The organism is Blastococcus sp. OS1-29 (assembly GCF_057628075.1).
Genome location: NZ_JBXXJK010000008.1, coordinates 56,797 through 77,048, shown reverse-complemented (window position 1 = coordinate 77,048; position 20,252 = coordinate 56,797). Strand labels below are relative to the sequence as shown.

Sequence of the window (20,252 nt, the reverse complement as noted above, 5' to 3'; positions counted from 1 at the left end):
CGCTACGTACGACCGGGTGACATCCGCCGCTCCCGGCCGCCGCGTGTCGGGGCGGACGACTCCTATGGTTGCCGGCCGGCGCGTGCCGCCGTCGGCTCGGGTTGCCGGAGCCGGGCGAACAGTACGGCCACGAGCACCGTGAAGACGGCGCCGAGCAGCCATCCGGCCAGGACATCCGTGGGCCAGTGCACGCCCAGGTAGATCCGGCCGGCGCCCTCGACGAGCACCCACAGGATCAGCCCCGCCGTGACGGCGTACCGCCAGGCGTGGCCCACAGCGCGCGCGAGACCCAGACAGAGCAGGCCGGCGCCGAAGGTGGCCGTTGCGGTGTGCCCCGACGGCATGGCGAATCCGGCAGCATGCATCTCCCAGTCGGACTTCGGTGGGCGGCTGCGACCGACGGCGGCCGCCAGCGCGACCCGGACGCCCTGCTCCACCGCCATGAACACCAGACCGCCGAGCAGACCGAGCCACCACGGCCGCGGCAGCAGGGCCAGCATGGTGCCCACCGCCGCCACGGCGTACGCCAGGTACTCCGAGGTCACCGAGACCGCAATCGCCACCGCCGTCAACGCCGCCGTCCGGTGATGCAGGCCGGCGTCGTGCAGTGCCAGGTCGACGGCCGTCGGCCGCAGATGGGCTGCCAGCACCGCGATGACGACCGCCGTCAGGAGGACGACGAGCGCCACACCGAGCGCGACCAGTCGACGGACGGACCGGCCCTCCGCTCCCTGCTCGGCCACGGACATCGTCGAAGTGTCCACGCCCGCTCGGTGATGCGCTGGTCAGCCCGCCGCCGGTCCGAGCCCGGTCGACGGTCAGGTGCGAGGAAGCGACCGTCCCAGCCGGCCGACCGGGCCCGGCGCGGGTCGGCGGGCCGCCGCCGGACGCACCCGTGGTGCCCGGCCCCGCGCCGGCAGCCGGACGATCGGTCAGTGGCTCGCCTGGCCGGTCGGAACGGCGCTGGAACCGCTTCCCCGCTGCTGGTCGCCGGCAGTCTGGCTCGGGGGTGCCACGACCGTCGGCGGCTTGTCGATCTGCCCCCAGATGCCGACGACCGCGGCGACGAGCGGGACCAGCAGCGTGACGGTCGGGATCACCCGGTTGAGGCGGTAGTAGTTCGCGAAGAACCCCAGGGCCGGGCGGGTCGGCTCCTCCGCCGGACGCATGACCTGCAGATCCATGAGCAGTCCGGTCAACAGCAGCAGAACCAGCAGGATCAGGCCGCGGAGAAGGTACCCGGAGCCCACCGGTTCGTGCGCCACCGTTGTGGCGCCCTTCAGCAGCACCACGACCACGCCGACGGGCAGTGCGACCAGGAGCGCCTTGGTCGAGCCGCGCCTCCCCGGGATCACCGACCACAGGAGTCCGAGGCACAGACCGAAGCCGCTCCAGAAGGCCAGTTCCCCGAGAACCAGCTCGAGGCCGTAGCCCCGGAGGGCCGGCCCCGGATAGGCCAGCACGCGGACCACGACGAAGTAGGCCATCGGAAGCACAGCGAGTGGCAGCACCAGGCGCAGGGACGCCCGGGCGTTCTCGATCGCCGACAATCGCGGCCCGAGCGCCAGGGCGATGTCCAGCGGGTTGACGCGCGTGGGAAGGGCGTTCAGGGCCGGCGCGGGCTCCGGCCGGTCGCGCGGCCACCACCAGTTGTCGGGCCAGCGGTCCGGCCGCAGGCTGTCCGACGCCAGGATCGGCGGCAGGTTGCGCACCTCGTCGAGGTGGCTCTGCAGGGCGCGTTCCTTGGTGAGTTTCTCCCGCGCGGTGAGCTCCCCTTTGGATACCCGGGAGTCGAGGGCGCGGCGTTCGTCACGGAGAGTCCTAAGTACGCCCTCGGCCCGGACGAGGTCCGCCTGGAGCTGCACCGAATCAGCGGCCTCCTGCACCAGCTCCGGTTTCTCCAGCCGGGCGAGCACGGTCCGGGACCTCATCGCCGCGAGCATCCCGAGCCATGCGCCGGCGACGAGCAGCGCGATCAGTGGCAGAGCGGCGCCGATGTAGTACGGGAAGTCCCACCGCAGACCCAGAGTGATGGTGGTCGCGAGGAAAAGGGAGACGACGCCGGACACGTCGCGGACCTCCGCCGGCCCGGCGTCTCGCATGGTGAGCAGCCCCGCGGCCAGGACGCCCGCGAACAGCACCCAGACTGCCAGCCAGAGCCCGAAGGCGGGGCTGAGGAAATGGAAGGGGATGCCGAGCACCGCGGCGACGAAGACGACCCCTTGGAGGCGCCAGGGAGACCTGCGGATTGCTGCCAGCCCCGCGGGAGGTACCAGGGCGCCAGTCGGGGCGGCCCGTTGCCGGCGGACCGCCAGGGCCAGTGCGCCGAGCAGGCACAGAACGAAGACGGCGGCAGCGCCCTCGAGGATCCCCAACCCCACCGCCAGGACGTCGACCACCAGGCGCAGCCGCTTGCGCTGGGGAGGCTGCACGCCCAGATGGGGCGCCACCGGCAGGAGGAGCCCGACGACCGCCGCACCCACCGGGGCGAACCATGGGAAGTCGAAGAGGCCGAACATGTAGGGGAGGTCGCCGACCACCACGGCCAGGCCGGCGAGTGCGACAGCACGGCCGGCCACCCGCATCGGTTCGGGGAACGGCCAGGCCGGGTCCTGGCTCTCCCCGTCCTGCCCGCGCCTCCGCCGCAGATGCCAGAGGGCGATCCCGAACAGCCCGGCACTCGCGATCGCATCGATGACGTCGCCCGAGAAGCCCAGGTCCTGGCTGACGGGCTCGACGGCGGACCCCAGGGAGAAGTCGACGTGCGGCATGTCCTCGGGCCGCGCCACTGACACGTGGTGCCAGACGATCGTGCCCTTCCCGTCGTACACCGCGGGCGCCGGCGCCAGTTTGTGAACCGTGATGCCCTTACCTGTCTCGATGGTGACCGACGTCCACGTGATCGCAGAGCCGCTCTCGAACGAGATCCGATGACGGGTCGGGTACCAATCGACCGACCAGATCATGTCGTAGTGGTAGCGGGCGTCGTCACCCCTCGATGTCGACGACGAGGTGAGGGTGACCCCATCTCCTTCCAGCGCGGCGCTGTAACCGACATCGGTCGACCGACTGGCCTGCCCGCTCACGAGGGGCAGGCAGGCGAACAGCCCCTCAGGCTGTTCGTCGGTGAGGAGCAGTTCGATCGCATGGGCCGACGTCGTCGGCACGTGCAGCCGCACCGAACTCGTGACCGTGGGGGTGCCGTCGTCGCCCAGCGCCGCCGAGAGTCTCGCCGAGCCGGTGACCGTGGCTTCGTCGATTCCGGCGCAGGTGGGGTCCGGAGCCGCTCGCGCGGCGGCCGCGCCGAGCTGGGTCACACCCAGCGCGATCACGAAGGACAGCAATGCCTGCACGACGAGCCGAGGAGTCCGGTTGCCTACCCGGGACGTTCTCATGGACGCGACCTGCCACTCGTCCCTTCACCCCGACGCCCGGAAAGGCCGGCGGTGCCGTGACCCGGCGGCCGAACCATCGACGTCTCCCCGCCCGCTGAAGTGTCGACTGCGCTGGGCCCCGTGTGAAGCGGAGCGTGCGCGGCGCTCAGCCGGGTGTCCGTGCCGCGGAGTCGTTCACACTCACGCCGCGACGAGTGCCGGACGGGCGGGGAGGCGTGGCGACGGGATCGCGCCGACGACCGGGCGGCGCACACCCGTGGGCTGGGCCGTACGGCCGCGCAGCAGCGCGCACATGAGCAAGGAGCAGGTGAGCCCGAACCCGGCGCCGAGCGAGACGGCGGTCTGGTGGCCCAGCCAGCCGTAGCTGGTCCAGGAGGCGCATGCCCCGGCCCCGAGCCGCCACCGCGTGAGCGACAGTCCGGACACGTCCTGCGTGCGGTCCCGGAGCAGCCGCAGGGGTTGCGGGACGGCGGCGACCGAGCCGACGACGGCGATGACCGAGCTGAGCGCGGCGGCGACAGCGGCGGGGCGCGCCAGAGCGGGGCGGGTGCGCAGGTGCGGCTGGGTGAGCAGCAGGGCCGCGAGGACGGCGGTGTTGCCGCTGCCGACCACCGCGTTGGTGACGATCTGCGCCGGGTCGCCGGTGAGCGTGCCGAAGGTCAGCCAGCACACGTTCAGGGCGACGGCGAGCCAGGCGCTGGTGGGTGAGAGCCCGAGGGTGCGGCGGTGCCGGCAGGAGCGCCAGACCTGGGGCCAGACGACGGCGATGCTGAGGGTGGTGGCGAGGCAGCCGAGAGCGGCGATCATGGTGGAGCGGGAGTCCGTTCAGGCGGGGCGTCAGAGGGCGTGGCCATCGGCCGGCACGCGATGCACCGGACGGATGGGAACCCTCGTCACTGAGCGGAACCGCACGTTGTTGTTTCGATGACCACAGTCGTCATCGGCGCTATGAAGCCGGGACAGGAGTCACTTCCCCGTGATTCACCTGTGACCTTGCTCATCGCAATGTCGTGAGCACACAGCGCTACATCCACAGCGCCTGACGTCGCCGGAACGCCGCCGGCCCGGCCCTCCGAGGAGGACCGGGCCGGCGGTGTGCGGGCTGACTCAGCTGCAGCCGCTGGTGGAGCCGCAGCCCTCGCAGACGTAGCAGCTACCGGCGGGCCGCATCTTGGTGCCACACGTCATGCACAGCGGCGCGTCGGTGGCGGTGCCCGTGACGAGCTCCAGGAGCTCGGCCGAGGAGTGGGCCTCCTTGACCGACTTCGGACCCTCCGGCGTGACCTTCTCCTCCGTCTTGGCGGTCTCGATCGGCGCGGAGCTGCGCAGCTGCTCCAGGTCGACGTCCTCCTCCTCGGTGACGGCGGCGGTCGAGGCCGAGCTGCCGTACGAGCCGGCGACCTGCGCGGCCCGCTCCTCGGCGGTGAAGATGCCGAGGCTGGCCCGCTTCTCGACGGGCAGGTGGTCCAGCGCCAGGCGACGGAAGATGTAGTCCATCACCGACTGCGCGATCCGGATGTCCGGGTCGTCGGTCATGCCGGCCGGCTCGAAGCGCATGTTGGTGAACTTCGAGATGTAGGTCTCCAGCGGCACACCGTGCTGCAGCGCCAGCGAGATGCCGATCGAGAAGGCGTCCATGACGCCGGCCAGGGTCGACCCCTGCTTGCCCAGCTTCAGGAACACCTCGCCGAGGCTGCCGTCGTCGTACATGCCGGCGGTCATGTAGCCCTCGGCACCGGCGACGCTGAACGACGTGGTGACGCTCGTCCGCTTCTTCGGCAGCCGCTTGCGCACCGGGTGCGACAGCGCCGCCGGAGCCGCAGCGGCCTCGACCGTCGCCTCTTCCTTGGTCCCGTCGTTCTTGCCCTTGCCGCCGGACAGCGGCTGGCCGACCTTGCAGTTGTCGCGGTAGATCGCGAGCGCCTTGAGGCCGAGCTTCCAGCCCTGGAAGTAGATGTTGGCGACGTCCTCGACGGTCGCCGTCTCCGGCATGTTGACCGTCTTGCTGATCGCGCCGGAGATGAACGGCTGGACCGCTGCCATCATCCGGACGTGGCCCATCGGCGAGATGGCCCGCTCGCCCATGGCGCAGTCGAACACCTCGTAGTGCTCCGGCCGGAGGGTCGGGGCGTTGACGACGTGGCCGTGCTCGGCGATGAACTCGACGATCGCCTCGATCTGCTCCTCCTGGTAGCCCAGGCTCTTCAGCGCCCGCGGCACCGTCTGGTTGACGATCTGCATGGAGCCGCCGCCGACCAGCTTCTTGAACTTGACCAGCGAGAAGTCCGGCTCGATGCCGGTCGTGTCGCAGTCCATCATGAAGCCGATGGTGCCGGTGGGGGCCAGCACCGAGGCCTGGGCGTTGCGCCAGCCGTTGTCGGCGCCGATCGCGAGGCAGTCCTGCCACTCCGCCGTCGCGGCCTTGAGCACGTCGGCGTCGTCGGCACCCACCGGACGGATGGCGTCGTTGGCCGCGGCGTGTTTGCGCATGACCCGGGCATGGGCGTCGGCGTTGCGGGCGAAGCCGTCGTAGGCCCCGACGATGCCGGCCAGCTCGGCCGACCGGCGGTAGGCGGTGCCCGTCATCAACGAGGTGATGGCCGCGGCCAGCGTCTGCCCGCCGCGGGAGTCGTAGGCGTGACCGGTCGCCATGAGCAGGGCGCCGAGGTTGGCGTAGCCGATGCCCAGCTGGCGGTAGGCCCGCGTCGTCTCGCCGATCGGCTGCGTCGGGAAGTCGGCGAAGCAGATCGAGATGTCCATCGCGGTGATGACCAGCTCGACGGCCTTCACGAAGTTCTTGGTGTCGAACGTGCCGTCGTTCTTCAGGAACTTCATGAGGTTCAGCGACGCCAGGTTGCACGAGCTGTTGTCCAGGCTCATGTACTCCGAGCACGGGTTGGACGCGTTGATGCGGCCGGTCTCGGGGTTGGTGTGCCAGTCGTTGATCGTGTCGTCGTACTGGATGCCCGGGTCGGCGCACTCCCACGCGGCCTGGGTGACCTTGTTGAACAGCGTCTTCGCGTCGACGGTCTCGATCACCGAGCCGTCGATGCGGGCCCGCAGGCCGAAGTCGGCGCCGTCCTCGACCGCGCGCATGAACTCGTCGGAGACCCGGACGGAGTTGTTGGCGTTCTGGTACTGGACGCTGGTGATGTCCTTGCCGCCGAGGTCCATGTCGTACCCGGCGTCACGCAGGGCGCGGATCTTGTTCTCCTCGCGCGCCTTGGTCTCGATGAACTCCTCGATGTCGGGGTGGTCGATGTCGAGGACGACCATCTTCGCGGCGCGACGGGTGGCGCCACCGGACTTGATGGTTCCTGCGGACGCGTCGGCGCCGCGCATGAAGCTGACCGGACCCGACGCCGTACCGCCGGAGGAGAGCAGCTCCTTGGACGAGCGGATGCGGGAGAGGTTGAGGCCGGCACCGGAGCCGCCCTTGAAGATCAGGCCCTCCTCGCGGTACCAGTTGAGGATCGAGTCCATCTCGTCGTCGACGGCCAGGATGAAGCACGCGCTGACCTGCTGCGGCGCACTCGTGCCGACGTTGAACCAGACGGGTGAGTTGAAGCTGAAGTACTGGTGCATGAGCATCCAGGTCAGCTCGTGCTCGAAGATCTCCGCGTCGCCCTCGCTGGCGAAGTACCCGTGCTCGCGGCCGGCCGCGCCGTAGGTGAGGACGACCCGGTCGATCAGCTGACGCAGGCTGTTCTCGCGCTGGCTGCTGCCCACCGCCCCACGGAAGTACTTGGTGGTGACGATGTTGGTGGCGTTGATGCTCCACTCGGCGGGGAACTCCACGCCGCGCTGCTCGAAGTTGATCGAGCCGTCACGCCAGTTGGTCATGACGACGTCGCGGCGCTCCCAGGTCACCTCGTCGTAGGGGTGCACACCAGCGGTGGTGAAGACGCGCTTGATCTTGAGGCCCTTGCCCCGGTTCGTCGCCTTCGCCGTGCGGCGGGTGCGCGAGCCGGCCAAGCGGTCGTCGGTCTCGGTCATGGTGTGGAGCTCTCCCTGGTCGTCGTGCGCGGTGTGGCGTCGTGCGCTGCGTGTTCTAGCGGTGTTCTCGATGCGTGCTGCGCGGTGCGCGGTGGATCGGGGGCTGGGGAAGAGCCGCGATCGGGTCTGACTGCTGTGTAGCGGGTGGGTACGACAGTTCTCAGGCGCTGCTGGGGACCGCTGGGTGCTCGGTGGCTCCGGGCTGCCGGGCCTTCAGTTCGGCGATCTCCTTCTCGAAGTCCGCCACCGAGGTGAAGGACCGGTAGACGCTCGCGAAGCGCAGGTAGGCGACCTCGTCGAGCTCGCGGAGGGGCCGGAGGATGGCCAGGCCGACCTCGTGACTGGGGACCTCCGCCGCGCCGGTGGCGCGGATGGCGTCCTCGACCTGCTGGGCGAGTAGTTGGAGCTGGTCCTCGTCGACCGGCCGGCCCTGACAGGCGCGCCGGACACCGGCGACCACCTTGGAACGGTTGAACGGCTCGCTGACCCCGCTGCGCTTGACCACGGCGAGGACCGCCTCCTCGACGGTGGTGAACCGGCGGTTGCACTTCGGGCAGGACCGACGGCGACGGGTGGTCGCCCCCTCGTCCGCCTCGCGCGAGTCGATGACCCTGCTGTCGGCGTTGTGACAGAACGGGCAGCGCATCGGCGGTTCACCTCCTTCCTGCTCCGGGTTCCCGGGTGTCCGGAACTCCCCGCCGGCCGCTTCCCGACCCTTCCCTGTGGACCGTTCTGGGGACATCCGGTGGATGCCACCAGGGACAACCTGGGGACGGGCCTGTGGACGGGCTTACAGCGATGTAACTACTAGATGTAGGGGAACCCTAGGCCGCTCCACACAAGATGTGCAAGCGATTCGGCGGTCGGCGTGTTCCACTCAGACACTGCCGTCACCTGGGAGAACACCGGTCCCCACCCGTCACACGACACGCCGCGGCGACGCGCCGAAAGGACTTCTGGAGGACGCGATGCGGTCACTGCGACGGGGCGCCGCGGTGCCACGCCGGCCACGGGAAGGGCCGTCACCCCGCAGCGGGATGGCCGGCGGTTCGCTCGACTCAGACGGTGAGCGAGCCGCCCAGCCGGGGACGGCGGGACTGCATGTGGTCGCTCAGCCGCATGGGGCGCGTCAGCAGTTCGGCCTCGAGGCCCTCGGGCTCGGTCCAGCCGACCGTGCGCGACGCAGGCAGGGCCACGGGGGGACGCCCCGTGTCGACCGCTCCGGGTGCCCGATGCCGCCCGGCAGCGCCGGGGGCCGGGGTCGCGGCGACGGCGCCTTCAGGAGCGCGCCGGCGGCCACCCGTCGACCCGTGGGTCGCCTCCGGTGCGCGACGGCGACCGGTCACGGGGAGCTCGCCGGTGTCGGGAGCGCGGCGACGACCCACGGACGCGAACTGTGCGGTCTCGTCGGCGGTCCGCCGGCCACCCGCGGACGGTGAACCCGGCACGACGGAGAGCTCGGGGACCTTCGGCAGGCTGCCGGTGGCGGCCTCGCTGTCGACGGAGCGGGCCCGGCGGCCGGAGGGGTGCCGGGCGACCGACATCTCCTGCGTGGCCGGGCCACGGAAGGGCGCGGGGGTCGCGACGGAGAGGTGCCGCTCCGGGAGGCGCAGGGTCGCGAGATCCGTCCAGGCGGTCTCCTCGATACCGCCCAGGACCACGCGCACCCAGACCTGGCACCCACCATCGGCGTCGTGCCGCCACCCCAGCAGCTCACCGGCCCACCAGGTGCCTGCCTGATAGACCTCGACGGCCTGGGGCTGGCTCGTGAACACCGCTGCTCGGTTCTCCATGGCGCCTGACACGTGACGACCGTAAGCGTTGGAGTGACCACACACGGTGAACGCGCCCGCACTGAGGGTTGACGAAGTCGACCGCCGACGTTGTGAGTCTCTTGTCGTGACGTGGGTCACGACAACGCGTAGGCGTGGCGGCGAGCCGACGGCCACCCCTCCACGGGGTCGCCGGCGCTGCGAGGCGCTCACGGCAGTTCCAGGACCTGACCGGGGACGAGCACCGTGCCGTCGAGGGCGTTGAGTTCCTGGATCCGGTCGACGACCTGGCGGACGTCCGCTGTGCCGGCGACGTCAGCGGCGATGGACCAGAGTGTGTCGCCCGGCTGTACGACGACACTCTGTGTCCCGGCGAGCCGCAGGTCGCCGTCCTGCCCCGCGAGCAGTGGGCCCAGCCACGAGCCGATCGCCACGCCGAGCGCGAGGGTGAGGACCGCGGCCAGCAGGCGCGCCCGGCGGGTGAGCCGGACGCCGCCCCGAGCGGGGCGGCGCGCCGGTGCCGGCTCGCGCACCGCGGGACGCGGCTCCCCCGGCCGGCCCGCAGTGGCCCCCGCACCGCGCCGCGCGAGGCCCCCGTCCCGCGCCGGCGCCTCGACCGGGCGACAGACGCCGACCCGCGACGAGCTCCGCCCCGTCTGCCGCGGCCGCCGCGGCCACGCCTCCTCGGGGCCGGTGTCGCCACCGGCCGCCACCCCGACCAGCCGGGGCCGCCACGGCACCTGGATCTCCTCGTCGAAGTCCAGGACCGCCTGCTGCACGAGACCCATGACCCGTCCTCCCGTCCATCCGCTGCATCGAACGCCTGTTCGATTCGAACTGCTGTTCGATGTCTACCGCAAGCCACCGACGAAAGCGACACCGAACACGGCACGACTTCGAACATGTGTTTGATCCGCGGCCCTCGGCGCGCTACCGTCCGTCGGAGGACACATCTGCGCTGCGCGAGCAGCGGACAAGGAGGCGACGTGGCGGAGAAGAGCGGGACGGCAGGGGGCCGCAGGACGGCCGGTGGCGCCTCCGCGAACACCGAGACGTCCACGGTGCGCGCATTCCCCGACCGTGAGGCCGACGGTGACGGGCTGACCCAGCGTCAGCGCCGCGTCCTGGAGGTCATCCGCGACTCGATTGAGCGGCGCGGCTATCCCCCGTCGGTCCGGGAGATCGGCGAGGCGGTCGGCCTGTCGTCGGCGTCCTCGGTCGCGCACCAGCTGTCGGTGCTGCAGAAGAAGGGGTGGCTGCGCCGGGACCCGAACCGCCCACGGGCCCTCGACGTCCGGCTGCCGGGCGACAGCCCGCACTCGGCTGCGGCGGCAGAGCTCGCTGCCGGCGGAGAGTCCCCGGCTTCCGCGCCGACCTACGTCCCGCTGGTCGGCCGTATCGCCGCCGGTGGCCCGGTGCTCGCCGAGCAGGCCGTCGAGGACGTCTTCCCGCTACCCCGCGAGCTCGTCGGCGAGGGCACCCTGTTCATGCTCAAGGTCGTCGGTGACTCGATGGTCGAGGCCGCGATCTGCGACGGCGACTGGGTGGTCGTGCGCCAGCAGCCGACCGCGGAGAACGGCGAGATCGTCGCGGCGATGATCGACGGAGAGGCGACGGTCAAGACGTACAAGCGGCGCGACGGCCACATCTGGCTGTTGCCGCACAACCCCGCGTACGAGCCGATCCCCGGTGACGAGGCGACCGTGCTCGGCCGCGTCGTCAGCGTGCTGCGGCGCGTCTGAGACAGCCCGCCGGCCGGCGGTTCAGTGCCTCCGGTCGGCGGGACGACGATCGACGGGATGACGCCGGAGCTTGCCGCCGATCCAGACGATGACCGTCGCGGCGGCCGCCGCGATCAGACCGTTGGTGATCGGTGAGAGCCCCGACCGGCTCAGATCGGTGAAGCTCGGCACCGGACCCGCCGCCGGAGTCGCCGCAGGCGCGGCAGCGGGCGCGAGCGGTACCACCGTCAGGTCGCTCGGCAGCCCCTCGCTGGCGACCACCAGGCTCTGGTTGTCCGGCGCGAAGGTGATGGCCTCCCCCTGCCGCGAGTCGGGGAGCGGCGTACGTACAGGGGTACCGGCCAGCGCAGCCGGCACGTCGGAACCGGTCAGCGGCCACACGTAGGCGTCGGTGTAGGTGCGCAGGGCGATCGCGCTGCCGTCGCGCGCGACCGCTCCCCCGGTGACCAGGAGCTGGCCTGCCTGCCCGACCGGCCCACCCACGGTGCCGGTGAAGGTGAAGTTGACGCCGGCGACCTTCGCCAGGGCCACCGTCCCGCCGTCGACCAGGGCCGTTCCGGGCCGGTAGACGCCGCTGGCCCCCAGGATCTCCTTCGTCACGATGTACGGGGTGCCGTCCGGCGCGAGCAGCAGCGCCTCGGCGTCGTGCGCGCCGTCCGGGTAGGTCAGGCGGTAGATGCTGGTGGATCCGTCCGGACGGAGGGCGATCAGCGCCACGGTGGACCGGATGGAGTCGTTGTCGCCGGTGTCGGCCAGCCACACCGTCCCGTCGGCGGCGACCGCCAGGTCCTCGGGGTCGTAGGGGTCGACGGCGGCGGTGTGCACGTCGACGACCTGGCACGTGGCGTCCAGCAGGAAGACCGAGACCTGGTCGCCGCCGTCGTTCATGGCCAGGAACTGGCCGTCGACCGCCACCAGTCCGGAGAGCTCGGGCAACCGGGGGTCGGTGATCTGGCACTGGGCCGCCGGCGCGGTCGTCCCGGCGGACGCGGGCAGGGGGCAGCCGAGGACGAGGACGGCCCCGAGGACTCCCCCCGACGCCAGCAGTCGCCCCCGCGAGCCGCTACGCGGTCTGCCGGCCTGCTCGGGCACGTACCCAGCGTGACAGAACCATTGCGTTCAGTGCGTGAACCACGCCCAAGAGGACGATGCCCACGCAGGCACCCACGACCGCGTCGGTGAGCCAGTGGAAGTCGAGCGAGACCATGGCTGCGCCGGTGGCCACCGGCCCGACCACGCTGAGCAGCCAGAAGACCCGCTGCACACGGGCGGGCAGTCCGTACGCCACCGCCTGCCAGCGGGCGATCCCCCACATCAGGACGGCATTGGCGACGTGGCCCGAGGGGAACGACTGGCCGTCGGCATGGAAGAAGAAGACGCCGGGATAGCCCGGCGCCGTCCGCCCGGTGCCGTGCTTGATGGCGTAGACGGCGACGGTCAGCAGGCCGAGCGCGACCAGCACCCGGACCAGCGGCAGCCAGGTGCGCCGGCGCCAGGCGAGATGGCCGATGAGTGCGGCGAGGACGACGAGGATCGTCACCCGGCCGCCGAGCTGCGTCACCACCCAGATGAAGGGAAAGGCGGCCGAGTCGCGCAGGCCCCAGCCGCTGATCACGGAGGAGACGTGCAGGTCCATCTGCTCGAGCCAGCCGCGGGCCAGCACGTCGGCGGTGACGAGGGCGCCCACGACCAGGGCGGTGAGCATGACCCACCACGCCGGGCGGCCCGCGGAGACGACCCGAGGGCGATCGGGTGCGCCGGCGTCCCTGATCACGCCGCTCGTCACCCGGTCACCGTACCGGCCCGTGACCTGACCGTGATCTGCCCGACCCTGTTCTCACCCGACCGGGACGGCGAACTCCCCGAGGGTCGCGGCCAGGGCGCCATCCACCCGTGCGCTCAAGCGGGTGCCGGACTCCTCGTGCCGTTCCTCGAGCACCTCGCCGTCGCGGTGCACTCGGGCCACGAGGTCACCCCGGTCGTAGGGGACGAGCACCTCGACCTCGACGTCGGGGTGCGGGAGGCGGGCGGCGATGAGCTCGCGAAGCCCCTGGATGCCCACGCCGGTGCGGGCCGAGACCCACACCGCACCGGGCAGCGCCTGGCGCAGGGTCAGCACGTCGTCCTCGGTCATGGCGTCGACCTTGTTGACGACGATGACCTCGGGAACGCTCGCCGCGTCGATCTCGCCGAGCACGATCCGCACCGCCTCGATCTGGCCCAGCGGATCGGGGTCGGAGCCGTCCACCACGTGCAGCAGCAGGTCGGCCGCCGCCACCTCCTCGAGCGTGGACCGGAAGGCGTCGACCAGCTGGTGCGGCAGGTGCCGGACGAAGCCGACGGTGTCGGTGAGCGTGTACTCACGGCCGTCGGGCGACTCGGCTCGCCGGACGGTCGGGTCGAGGGTGGCGAACAGCGCGTTCTCCACCAGCACACCGGCGTCGGTGAGGACGTTGAGCAGGCTTGACTTGCCGGCGTTGGTGTAGCCGGCGATCGCCACGCTGGGCACCGCGTTGCGGTCGCGGGCCGACCGCTGAGTCGCCCGCGCAGTGGCCATGCCCGCGATCTCGCGGCGCAGCTTGCTCACCCGGGAACGGATCCGGCGGCGGTCGGTCTCGATCTTCGTCTCACCCGGACCACGGGTACCGATGCCGCCACCGCCGGCGACGCGGCCACCGGCCTGCCGGGACAGCGACTCACCCCAGCCACGCAGTCGCGGCAGCATGTACTGCATCTGGGCGAGCTCGACCTGGGCCTTGCCCTCCCGGCTGGTCGCGTGCTGGGCGAAGATGTCGAGGATCAGCGCGGTCCGGTCGACGACCTTGACCTTGAGCACCTTCTCCAGCTGGTTGAGCTGGCCCGGGGTGAGCTCACCGTCGCAGATCACGGTGTCCGCGCCGCTCGCCGCGACGATGTCGCGGATCTCGATCGCCTTGCCCGAGCCCACGTAGGTGGCGGCGTCGGGCCGGTCGCGGCGCTGGCTGACCGCCTCGAGCACCTGCGAACCGGCCGTCTCGGCCAGCGCGGCGAGCTCGGCGAGGGACCGGTCGGCGTCGGCCTGGGTGCCCTCGGTCCAGACCCCGACGAGCACCACGCGCTCCAGCCGGAGCTGGCGGTACTCGACCTCGGTGACGTCGGCCAGTTCGGTGGATAGTCCGGCCACGCGGCGGAGCGCGCCGCGCTCCTCGCGGATGTAGGAGCCGGTCGTGTCGTCTGGCTCGTCGAACGGCACGGGCTCGGGGGCTGTCGTCATCGTCTCCAGCGTTGCACGCCCCAGCGGCTGGGGCACCTGAGTTGTCGTCATCGGCGGGTACAACACCGCAGAGGCGCGAGTGCATCCCTCCTCCGACGGGGTACCGGTGGGAGGACGTTCCGACGACAGGAGGACCAGATGAGCGACTCCGGATCCAGCAGCCTGGGTTCCGACGCCGAGATCGACGACCCCGGTCGCGACCCGAAGGGCCTCAATCCTCCACGCAACCTCTGGGGCGGTCCCGACCAGGACACCGGTCGCGGCGAACCGCGCGGCGAGGGCAACGTCGGGCCCGGGGACAAGCCGGAGGACCCGACCGACGAACCCGAGTCCCGCGCAGACACGCCCTGACGACGGGTCAGGCCCCCAGCCACTCCGCGCACAGCACGCCGGCCGAGACGATGACGGCCGGCCCGGTGAGGACCGTCGTCCGTTCGTCGACTGCCACCGTCAGGCGACCGCCCGGGACGTCGACGACGACGGTCCCCTCGGCGCGGCCGTCCGCCGCGAGGGCGGCGAAGGCGGCGGCGCATGCCCCGGTGCCGCAGGACCGGGTCTCCCCCACCCCGCGCTCGTGCACCCGCAGCCGGATGTGCGCGCCGGGCTTCAGAACGGTGATCAGCTCGACGTTCACGCCCTCGGGGAAGAGCGCGGCGTCGAAGGTCGGGGCGACCGACAGGTCGAGGGTGTCGAGGTCGACCTCGGTCAAGCAGGCCAGGTGCGGATTGCCCATCGAGACGGCGAGGCCGGCGAAGTCCCGCCCGGAGACGTGGGCGCGCCCCTCCCCGAACGGACGCGCCGGGCCCATGTCCACCCAGTAGTCGCCGTCGGGTGTGGCCCCGACCCGGCGCGGGCCGCCACGGGTGCCGACGAGCACGCCGCGCTCGCAGGAGGCGCGGTCCAGCAGCCCCTCGCTGACCAGCACGTGCAGGAACAGCCGGATGCCGTTGCCACACATCTCGGCGTGCGACCCGTCGGCGTTGCGGTGGTCCATGAACCACTCGCACTCCCCGAGGGCGTCGCCCAGGACGGACGGCGCGTCGGGCACCCGCGCCGAGCGGACGACGCGCAGCACGCCGTCGCCGCCGAGCCCGCCGCGGCGGTCGCACAGCCGACGGACCAGCGCCTCGTCCAGCCGGGACTCCGGCCACACCGAGCCGTCGGGGTCGGGCAGCACCACGAAGTCGTTCTCGGTGCCGTGCCCGAGGAGCACCCGGGGGGCGGTCTGGGATCTCACGGCTCGATCGTACGGTCGGGCATCGCCGAGGTGACCGCGTCGAGCAGGTCGGGTCGGGCGGCGTCGAACCAGGTCAGCTGCGGATCGCGGCGGAACCACGACCGCTGGCGGCGCACGAACCGGCGCGTCGTGCCGACGGTCCTCTCCCTCGCCTCCTCCGGCGTCAGGGTGCCGTCGAACTGGGCCAGGACCTGTGCGTAGCCCAACGCCCGGGAGGCGGTCGGCCCCTCGCGGAGGCCGTCCTCGGCGAGCGCGGCGACCTCGTCGACGAACCCTGCGGCCCACATGCGGTCCACCCGCCGGGCGATCCGCTCGTCGAGCTCGGCGGGGTCCCGGTCCAGGCCGACGACGACGGCGGGGTAGTGCGGCTGCGGCTGCGGAAGCTGGGCGCGGAACGGCCCGCCGGTGAGCTCGATGACCTCCAGGGCCCGCACGATTCGTCGTCCGTTGCTGGGCAGGACGGCGGCCCCCGCCGCCGGATCGAGTGCGGCGAGCCGGGCATGCAGTTGCGCCGGCCCCAGCTGCGTCAGTTCCTCCTCCAGCCGGGCCCGCACGGCGGCGTCGGTCCCGGGGAAGTCCAGCTCGTCGAGGACGGCGCGCAGATACAGGCCGGACCCGCCGACGAGCAGCGGCACGATGCCCGCCGCGCGGAGCCGGTCGATCTCGGCGCGGGCGAGGTCGCGGTACTCGGCCACCGAGGCGGCCTGACGGACGTGCCACACGTCGAGCAGGTGATGGGGCACGCCGCCGCGCTCGGCCTCGTCGGGCTTCGCCGTCCCGATGTCCATGCCCCGGTAGAGCTGCATCGAGTCGGCGTTGACCACCTCGCCACCGAGCCGGCGGGCGAGCTCGACGGCCAGGGCCGTCTTCCCGGTCGCGGTCGGGCCGACGACGGCGACCACCGGGGGCGGCGCGCTCACGCGGCCACCCAGTCCGCGACCAGGTAACCGACCCCGAACGGAGCGGCATCGAGGTGCAGGACGGCAGCGATCTGCCGACCCAGGAGCGCCGCGCCGACCGCTCGCCACGTCGCGGTCCCCGCCGCCAGGAGCCGCTCCCCCTCCGCGAGGTCGAGCGCGCCGAGCGCCGCAGCATCCCCCTGGGCCAGGGCCTCCGCCACGCCGGCGTCGAAGGGCGCGGCCGCCTCGTCCAGGTAACCGGGGGCCTTGACCGTCCGCCGGGCGGATCCGTCACCCATGGCGAGGATCCCGAGCGGGCCGGGCAGGTCACGCACGAGCTGCAGGAGATCGGTCGGTCCCGTCCCGACGCGGGTACCGGGAAAGCGCGCCTGGTCGAGCAGCCAGGCGCCGAGGGTGTGGGCCAGCGGGAGGTCCCGCCCGTCCGGGCGCGCGCGGCCGTCGAAGCCGATCTCCAGGTCGACGCCGAACCCGCGCAGGTCGCCGCGGTCACCGGCCCCGAACCGCACGCCGGCCGGCGCCCCTCCCCCGACCACCACGACGACCTCGGGGCGCTGCGCCAGCATCCGGTCGACCGCCTCCGCGCAGGCCCGCCGCAGGTCCGCGGTCTCCTCCGCCCCGCGTCCCTCGACCTCCGGGACGAGCAACGGCGGCGACGGGCAGAAGGCGACGGCAACGGTCGCGCGGGCATCCCGCGGGGACGGCTCATCGGGAACGGCGATCACGGCAGCAAGTGTCCCGGATGCGACGTGGGACACTGCCGGACGTGTCGAGCACGGACAGCCCCGACGTCGGGGCGCAGCAGGACACTCCGCCGATTGCGGAGAACCAGGACGCGACCGCCCCCGAGGCGGTCACCCCGGAGGCGGGTACCGCGGCCGCGCCGTCGCCCGGCGACGCGGCGCTGGCCGACCCGACGGAGCCCCCCTCCGCAGAGGCAGCGTCCGGGACGCCCGTGGGCAGGCACGGCGTGCCCGACGAGGAGGCCACCCCGCTGGCCGCCGAGCCCGCTCCGACGGCAGGGCGGCACGCAGCCCCCGCGGCGCAGCCGGAGCCCGCACCGGAGCCCGCGCCCGCACCGGAGGCCACGCCGGAGCCGGCGGCGGTCGCGGTGGCGGTGGCCACACCGCCTCCTCCGGTGCCCACGCCCAAGCCGATCCCGCGTCCCATGCCGCCCCGGCCCGCCGCACCGGCCCCGGTCGTGGCGCCCGTCGCGCCCGTGGAGGCCCCGGCCGCCGAGGTCAGCGATCCCACCGGCTGGGGCCGGGTCGACGACGAGGGCACCGTCTACGTGCGCACCGCCGACGGCGAGCGCGCCGTCGGCTCCTGGCAGGCCGGTGACCCCGCAGCGGGCCTGGCCCACTACGGCCGCCGCTACGACGACCTGGCCACCGAGGTCGCCCTGCTCGAGGCCCGGCTCAAGGCGCACACCGGCAACCCGGCCGAGATCAAGAACAAGGCGCACGTCCTCGCCGAGTCGATCCCCACGGCCGCGGCCGTCGGCGACCTCGACGGCCTCGCCGCCCGGGCCCGCGCGATGGTGGAGACCGCCGACTCGGCCGCTGCCGAGTCCCGCGCCGAGAAGGCCGCGGCGCGGTCGGCCCAGATCGCCCGCAAGGAGGCGCTGGCGGCCGAGGCGGAACAGATCGGCGCCGAGTCCACCGCGTGGAAGGCGGCCGGCGACCGGCTCAAGGCGATCGTCGAGGAGTGGAAGACGATCCGGGGCATCGACCGCAAGACCGACGAGGCGCTGTGGACCCGGTTCGCCGCGGCCCGCGACGCCTTCGGTCGCCGCCGGGGGGCGCACTTCGCCTCGCTCGACGCGCAGCGCGGCGAGGCCCGGTCGGCCAAGCAGGAGCTCATCAAGGAGGCGCAGAAGCTCGCGACCTCCACCGACTGGGGCCCCACAAGCGCCGCCATGCGCTCGCTGATGGACCGCTGGAAGGCGGTGCCGCGCACCGGTCGTGACGGTGACGACGAGCTGTGGAAGGAGTTCCGGGCAGCCCAGGACGTCTTCTTCGCCGCGCGCGCCGAGTCGGACAAGAAGCGCACGGGCGAGGAGCAGGCCAACCAGCAGCTCAAGGAGGAGTTGCTCGCCGAGGCCGAGAAGCTGGACCCGAACCTGGACCTGCGGGGCGCCCAGAACGCGCTGCGAAAGATCCAGGAGCGCTACGACGCGATCGGGCACGTCCCGCGCGGCGTCATGCGCTCGCTGGAGGACCGGATGCAGGCCGTGGAGCAGAAGGTCCGCGGGGCGTCGGACAGCTCCCGGGCCCGCACCGCGCCGGAGAACCCGATGGTGACATCCATGCGCGCGGCCGTCACCAAGGCCGAGGAGCAGCTGGCCAAGGCCGAGGCGGCCGGTGACCAGCGGCGGATCGAGGAGGCGCAGGCCAACCTCGTCACCCGCCGCGAGTGGCTGGCCGAGGCCGAGAAGAGCGCCGCCCGCCGCTGAGGGACTTTCTGTACAGAGAGTCCCTCAGGCGGGGGCGCCCACCCTCGGCATCCCCAGCAGGATGCCGGGGGTCGAGGGCCGGGTCCCGGCCTCGCTCGCGTCACCCGCCCGGGTGCGGCGGTGCGACAGCAGGGCGCCGTCGGCCACCAGGAAGTGGGGCTTGGCGTCGGTGAGGACGGTCTCGACGACGTCTCCGGGCCGGACGCCGTCCGCCGCGGTGAAGTGCACCAGCCGACCGTCCCGTGACCGCCCCGAGAGACGTCCGGTGGCGGCGTCCTTGCTGCCCTCCCCCGCCGCGACCAGCAGCTCGACCCGGCGCCCGACCAGGGCCCGGTTCTCCGCCCAGCTGATCTCGTCCTGCAGGGTGGTCAGCCGCAGGTAGCGCTCCTGCACGACCTCCTTGGGCAGCTGGCCGTCCATCTCGGCGGCCGGCGTGCCGGGGCGCTTGGAGTACTGGAACGTGAAGGCGCTGGCGAACCGCGCCTGCCGCACGACCGCGAGGGTCTGCTCGAAGTCCGCCTCGGTCTCGCCGGGGAAGCCGACGATGATGTCGGTGGTGATCGCCGCGTCGGGCATCGCGGCCCGGACCCGGTCGATGATCCCGAGGTAGCGCTCCTGCCGGTAGCCGCGACGCATCCGGCGCAGGACGTCGTCCGATCCCGACTGGAGCGGCATGTGCAGCTGATGGCAGACCGCGGGGGTCTCGGCCATCGCGGCGATGACGTCGTCGGTGAACTCCCGGGGATGCGGGCTGGTGAAGCGCACCCGCTCCAGGCCTTCGATGGCCCCGGTCGCGCGGAGCAGGTCGGCGAAGGCGCCGCGGTCGCGGAACTCGACGCCGTACGCGTTCACGTTCTGACCGAGCAGGGTCACCTCCAGCACACCCTGGTCGACCAGCGCCTGCACCTCGGCCAGGATCTCGCCCGGCCGGCGGTCCTTCTCGGCGCCGCGCAGCGACGGCACGATGCAGAACGTGCAGGTGTTGTTGCACCCGACGCTGATCGAGACCCAGCCCGAGTAGGCCGAATCCCGCTTGGCCGGCAGCGTCGAGGGGAAGACCTCCAGCGACTCCACGATCTCCACCTGCGCCTCGGCGTTGTGCCGGGCACGGTCGAGCAGCGCGGGCAGCGAGCCGACGTTGTGGGTACCGAAGACGACGTCGACCCACGGGGCGCGGCGGACGATGTCGCCGCGGTCCTTCTGCGCGAGGCACCCGCCGACGGCGATCTGCATGCCGGGGCGAGCGTCCTTCACCGGCCGCAGGTGACCGAGGTTGCCGTAGAGGCGGTTGTCGGCGTTCTCGCGGACGGCGCAGGTGTTGAGGACGACGACGTCGGCGTCGTCCCCCTCCGGCGCGGCGGTGTACCCGGCCGCTTCCAGGAGGCCGGACAGGCGCTCGGAGTCGTGCACGTTCATCTGGCACCCGTACGTACGCACCCGGTAGGTGCGCGCGGTTGCCTCCAGCTCGGTAGTCATGACGACAGC

The 20,252-nt window shown here is 72.5% G+C and carries 17 protein-coding genes; 3 read left to right on the top strand and 14 right to left on the bottom strand.

Features of this window, described 5'->3' with window-relative positions; genetic code table 11:
- Positions 1 to 62: 62 nt before the first annotated feature.
- The 7 genes from AC2H4J_RS19785 to AC2H4J_RS19755 all read right to left on the bottom strand — a co-directional run bounded on the left by AC2H4J_RS19785 (position 63) and on the right by AC2H4J_RS19755 (position 9,951).
- Positions 63 to 764: a phosphatase PAP2 family protein gene (locus tag AC2H4J_RS19785; RefSeq protein ID WP_487466616.1), complete on the bottom strand. Its 702-nt coding sequence runs from the start codon at positions 762 to 764 to the stop codon at positions 63 to 65.
- 168 nt (positions 765 to 932) lie between these two features.
- On the bottom strand, positions 933 to 3,395 hold the full coding sequence (locus AC2H4J_RS19780; protein WP_487466615.1) for a DUF6185 family protein: 2,463 nt from the start codon (positions 3,393 to 3,395) through the stop codon (positions 933 to 935).
- Between the two features lie 180 nt (positions 3,396 to 3,575).
- Positions 3,576 to 4,202 carry a PQ-loop domain-containing transporter gene (locus AC2H4J_RS19775; protein ID WP_487466614.1) on the bottom strand — a complete coding sequence of 209 codons (627 nt, stop codon included), beginning with the start codon at positions 4,200 to 4,202 and terminating at the stop codon, positions 3,576 to 3,578.
- Between the two features lie 300 nt (positions 4,203 to 4,502).
- A complete protein-coding gene (locus tag AC2H4J_RS19770; RefSeq protein ID WP_487466613.1) occupies positions 4,503 to 7,391 on the bottom strand; it encodes a vitamin B12-dependent ribonucleotide reductase in 2,889 nt (962 codons plus the stop codon).
- A 160-nt stretch (positions 7,392 to 7,551) separates the two neighbouring features.
- Positions 7,552 to 8,037 (bottom strand): transcriptional regulator NrdR, encoded by a 486-nt coding sequence (gene nrdR / locus AC2H4J_RS19765; protein ID WP_487466612.1) that lies wholly within the window; start codon positions 8,035 to 8,037, stop codon positions 7,552 to 7,554.
- A 412-nt stretch (positions 8,038 to 8,449) separates the two neighbouring features.
- Positions 8,450 to 9,196: a hypothetical protein gene (locus tag AC2H4J_RS19760; protein WP_487466611.1), complete on the bottom strand. Its 747-nt coding sequence runs from the start codon at positions 9,194 to 9,196 to the stop codon at positions 8,450 to 8,452.
- Between the two features lie 176 nt (positions 9,197 to 9,372).
- The gene (locus AC2H4J_RS19755; protein ID WP_487466610.1) at positions 9,373 to 9,951 is read right to left on the bottom strand and encodes a LysM peptidoglycan-binding domain-containing protein; all 579 of its coding nucleotides are present in this window, start codon (positions 9,949 to 9,951) and stop codon (positions 9,373 to 9,375) included.
- Between the two features lie 198 nt (positions 9,952 to 10,149).
- On the opposite strand from AC2H4J_RS19755, the gene lexA reads away from it, so the two are divergent.
- Entirely contained in the window at positions 10,150 to 10,905 is a 756-nt protein-coding gene (lexA, locus tag AC2H4J_RS19750) for a transcriptional repressor LexA (protein ID WP_487466609.1), read from the top strand.
- A gap of 21 nt (positions 10,906 to 10,926) precedes the next feature.
- Here lexA and AC2H4J_RS19745 read toward each other — a convergent pair whose 3' ends face one another.
- From AC2H4J_RS19745 to hflX, 3 genes are read right to left on the bottom strand one after another with little or no spacing between them, the layout of a single operon-like run.
- A complete protein-coding gene (locus AC2H4J_RS19745) occupies positions 10,927 to 11,997 on the bottom strand; it encodes a hypothetical protein (RefSeq protein ID WP_487466608.1) in 1,071 nt (356 codons plus the stop codon).
- Positions 11,969 to 12,691, bottom strand: a complete 723-nt coding sequence (locus AC2H4J_RS19740) for a phosphatase PAP2 family protein (protein WP_487466607.1) — start codon at positions 12,689 to 12,691, stop codon at positions 11,969 to 11,971. The genes AC2H4J_RS19745 and AC2H4J_RS19740 overlap by 29 nt, the downstream gene beginning before the upstream one ends.
- Before the next feature lie 51 nt (positions 12,692 to 12,742).
- On the bottom strand, positions 12,743 to 14,158 hold the full coding sequence (hflX, locus tag AC2H4J_RS19735; RefSeq protein WP_487466606.1) for a GTPase HflX: 1,416 nt from the start codon (positions 14,156 to 14,158) through the stop codon (positions 12,743 to 12,745).
- A 138-nt stretch (positions 14,159 to 14,296) separates the two neighbouring features.
- Here hflX and AC2H4J_RS19730 point away from each other — a divergent pair, with 138 nt between their 5' ends.
- A complete protein-coding gene (locus tag AC2H4J_RS19730; protein WP_487466605.1) occupies positions 14,297 to 14,509 on the top strand; it encodes a hypothetical protein in 213 nt (70 codons plus the stop codon).
- Positions 14,510 to 14,516: 7 nt separating this feature from the next.
- Here AC2H4J_RS19730 and dapF read toward each other — a convergent pair whose 3' ends face one another.
- The 3 genes from dapF to AC2H4J_RS19715 are packed head-to-tail and all read right to left on the bottom strand — an operon-like array spanning position 14,517 to position 17,037.
- Positions 14,517 to 15,395 carry a diaminopimelate epimerase gene (gene dapF, locus AC2H4J_RS19725; protein WP_487466604.1) on the bottom strand — a complete coding sequence of 293 codons (879 nt, stop codon included), beginning with the start codon at positions 15,393 to 15,395 and terminating at the stop codon, positions 14,517 to 14,519.
- The gene (gene miaA, locus AC2H4J_RS19720; protein ID WP_487466603.1) at positions 15,392 to 16,315 is read right to left on the bottom strand and encodes a tRNA (adenosine(37)-N6)-dimethylallyltransferase MiaA; all 924 of its coding nucleotides are present in this window, start codon (positions 16,313 to 16,315) and stop codon (positions 15,392 to 15,394) included. Before miaA ends, dapF begins: the two co-directional genes overlap by 4 nt.
- Positions 16,312 to 17,037, bottom strand: coding sequence for a class III extradiol ring-cleavage dioxygenase family protein (locus tag AC2H4J_RS19715; RefSeq protein ID WP_487466602.1), 726 nt, complete (start codon positions 17,035 to 17,037; stop codon positions 16,312 to 16,314). Before AC2H4J_RS19715 ends, miaA begins: the two co-directional genes overlap by 4 nt.
- Positions 17,038 to 17,078: 41 nt before the next feature.
- On the opposite strand from AC2H4J_RS19715, the gene AC2H4J_RS19710 reads away from it, so the two are divergent.
- On the top strand, positions 17,079 to 18,767 hold the full coding sequence (locus AC2H4J_RS19710) for a DUF349 domain-containing protein (protein WP_487466601.1): 1,689 nt from the start codon (positions 17,079 to 17,081) through the stop codon (positions 18,765 to 18,767).
- A gap of 24 nt (positions 18,768 to 18,791) precedes the next feature.
- Here the strand turns inward: AC2H4J_RS19710 and miaB are convergent, their stop codons facing one another.
- Positions 18,792 to 20,243 (bottom strand): tRNA (N6-isopentenyl adenosine(37)-C2)-methylthiotransferase MiaB, encoded by a 1,452-nt coding sequence (miaB, locus tag AC2H4J_RS19705; protein WP_487466600.1) that lies wholly within the window; start codon positions 20,241 to 20,243, stop codon positions 18,792 to 18,794.
- Positions 20,244 to 20,252: the final 9 nt, after the last annotated feature.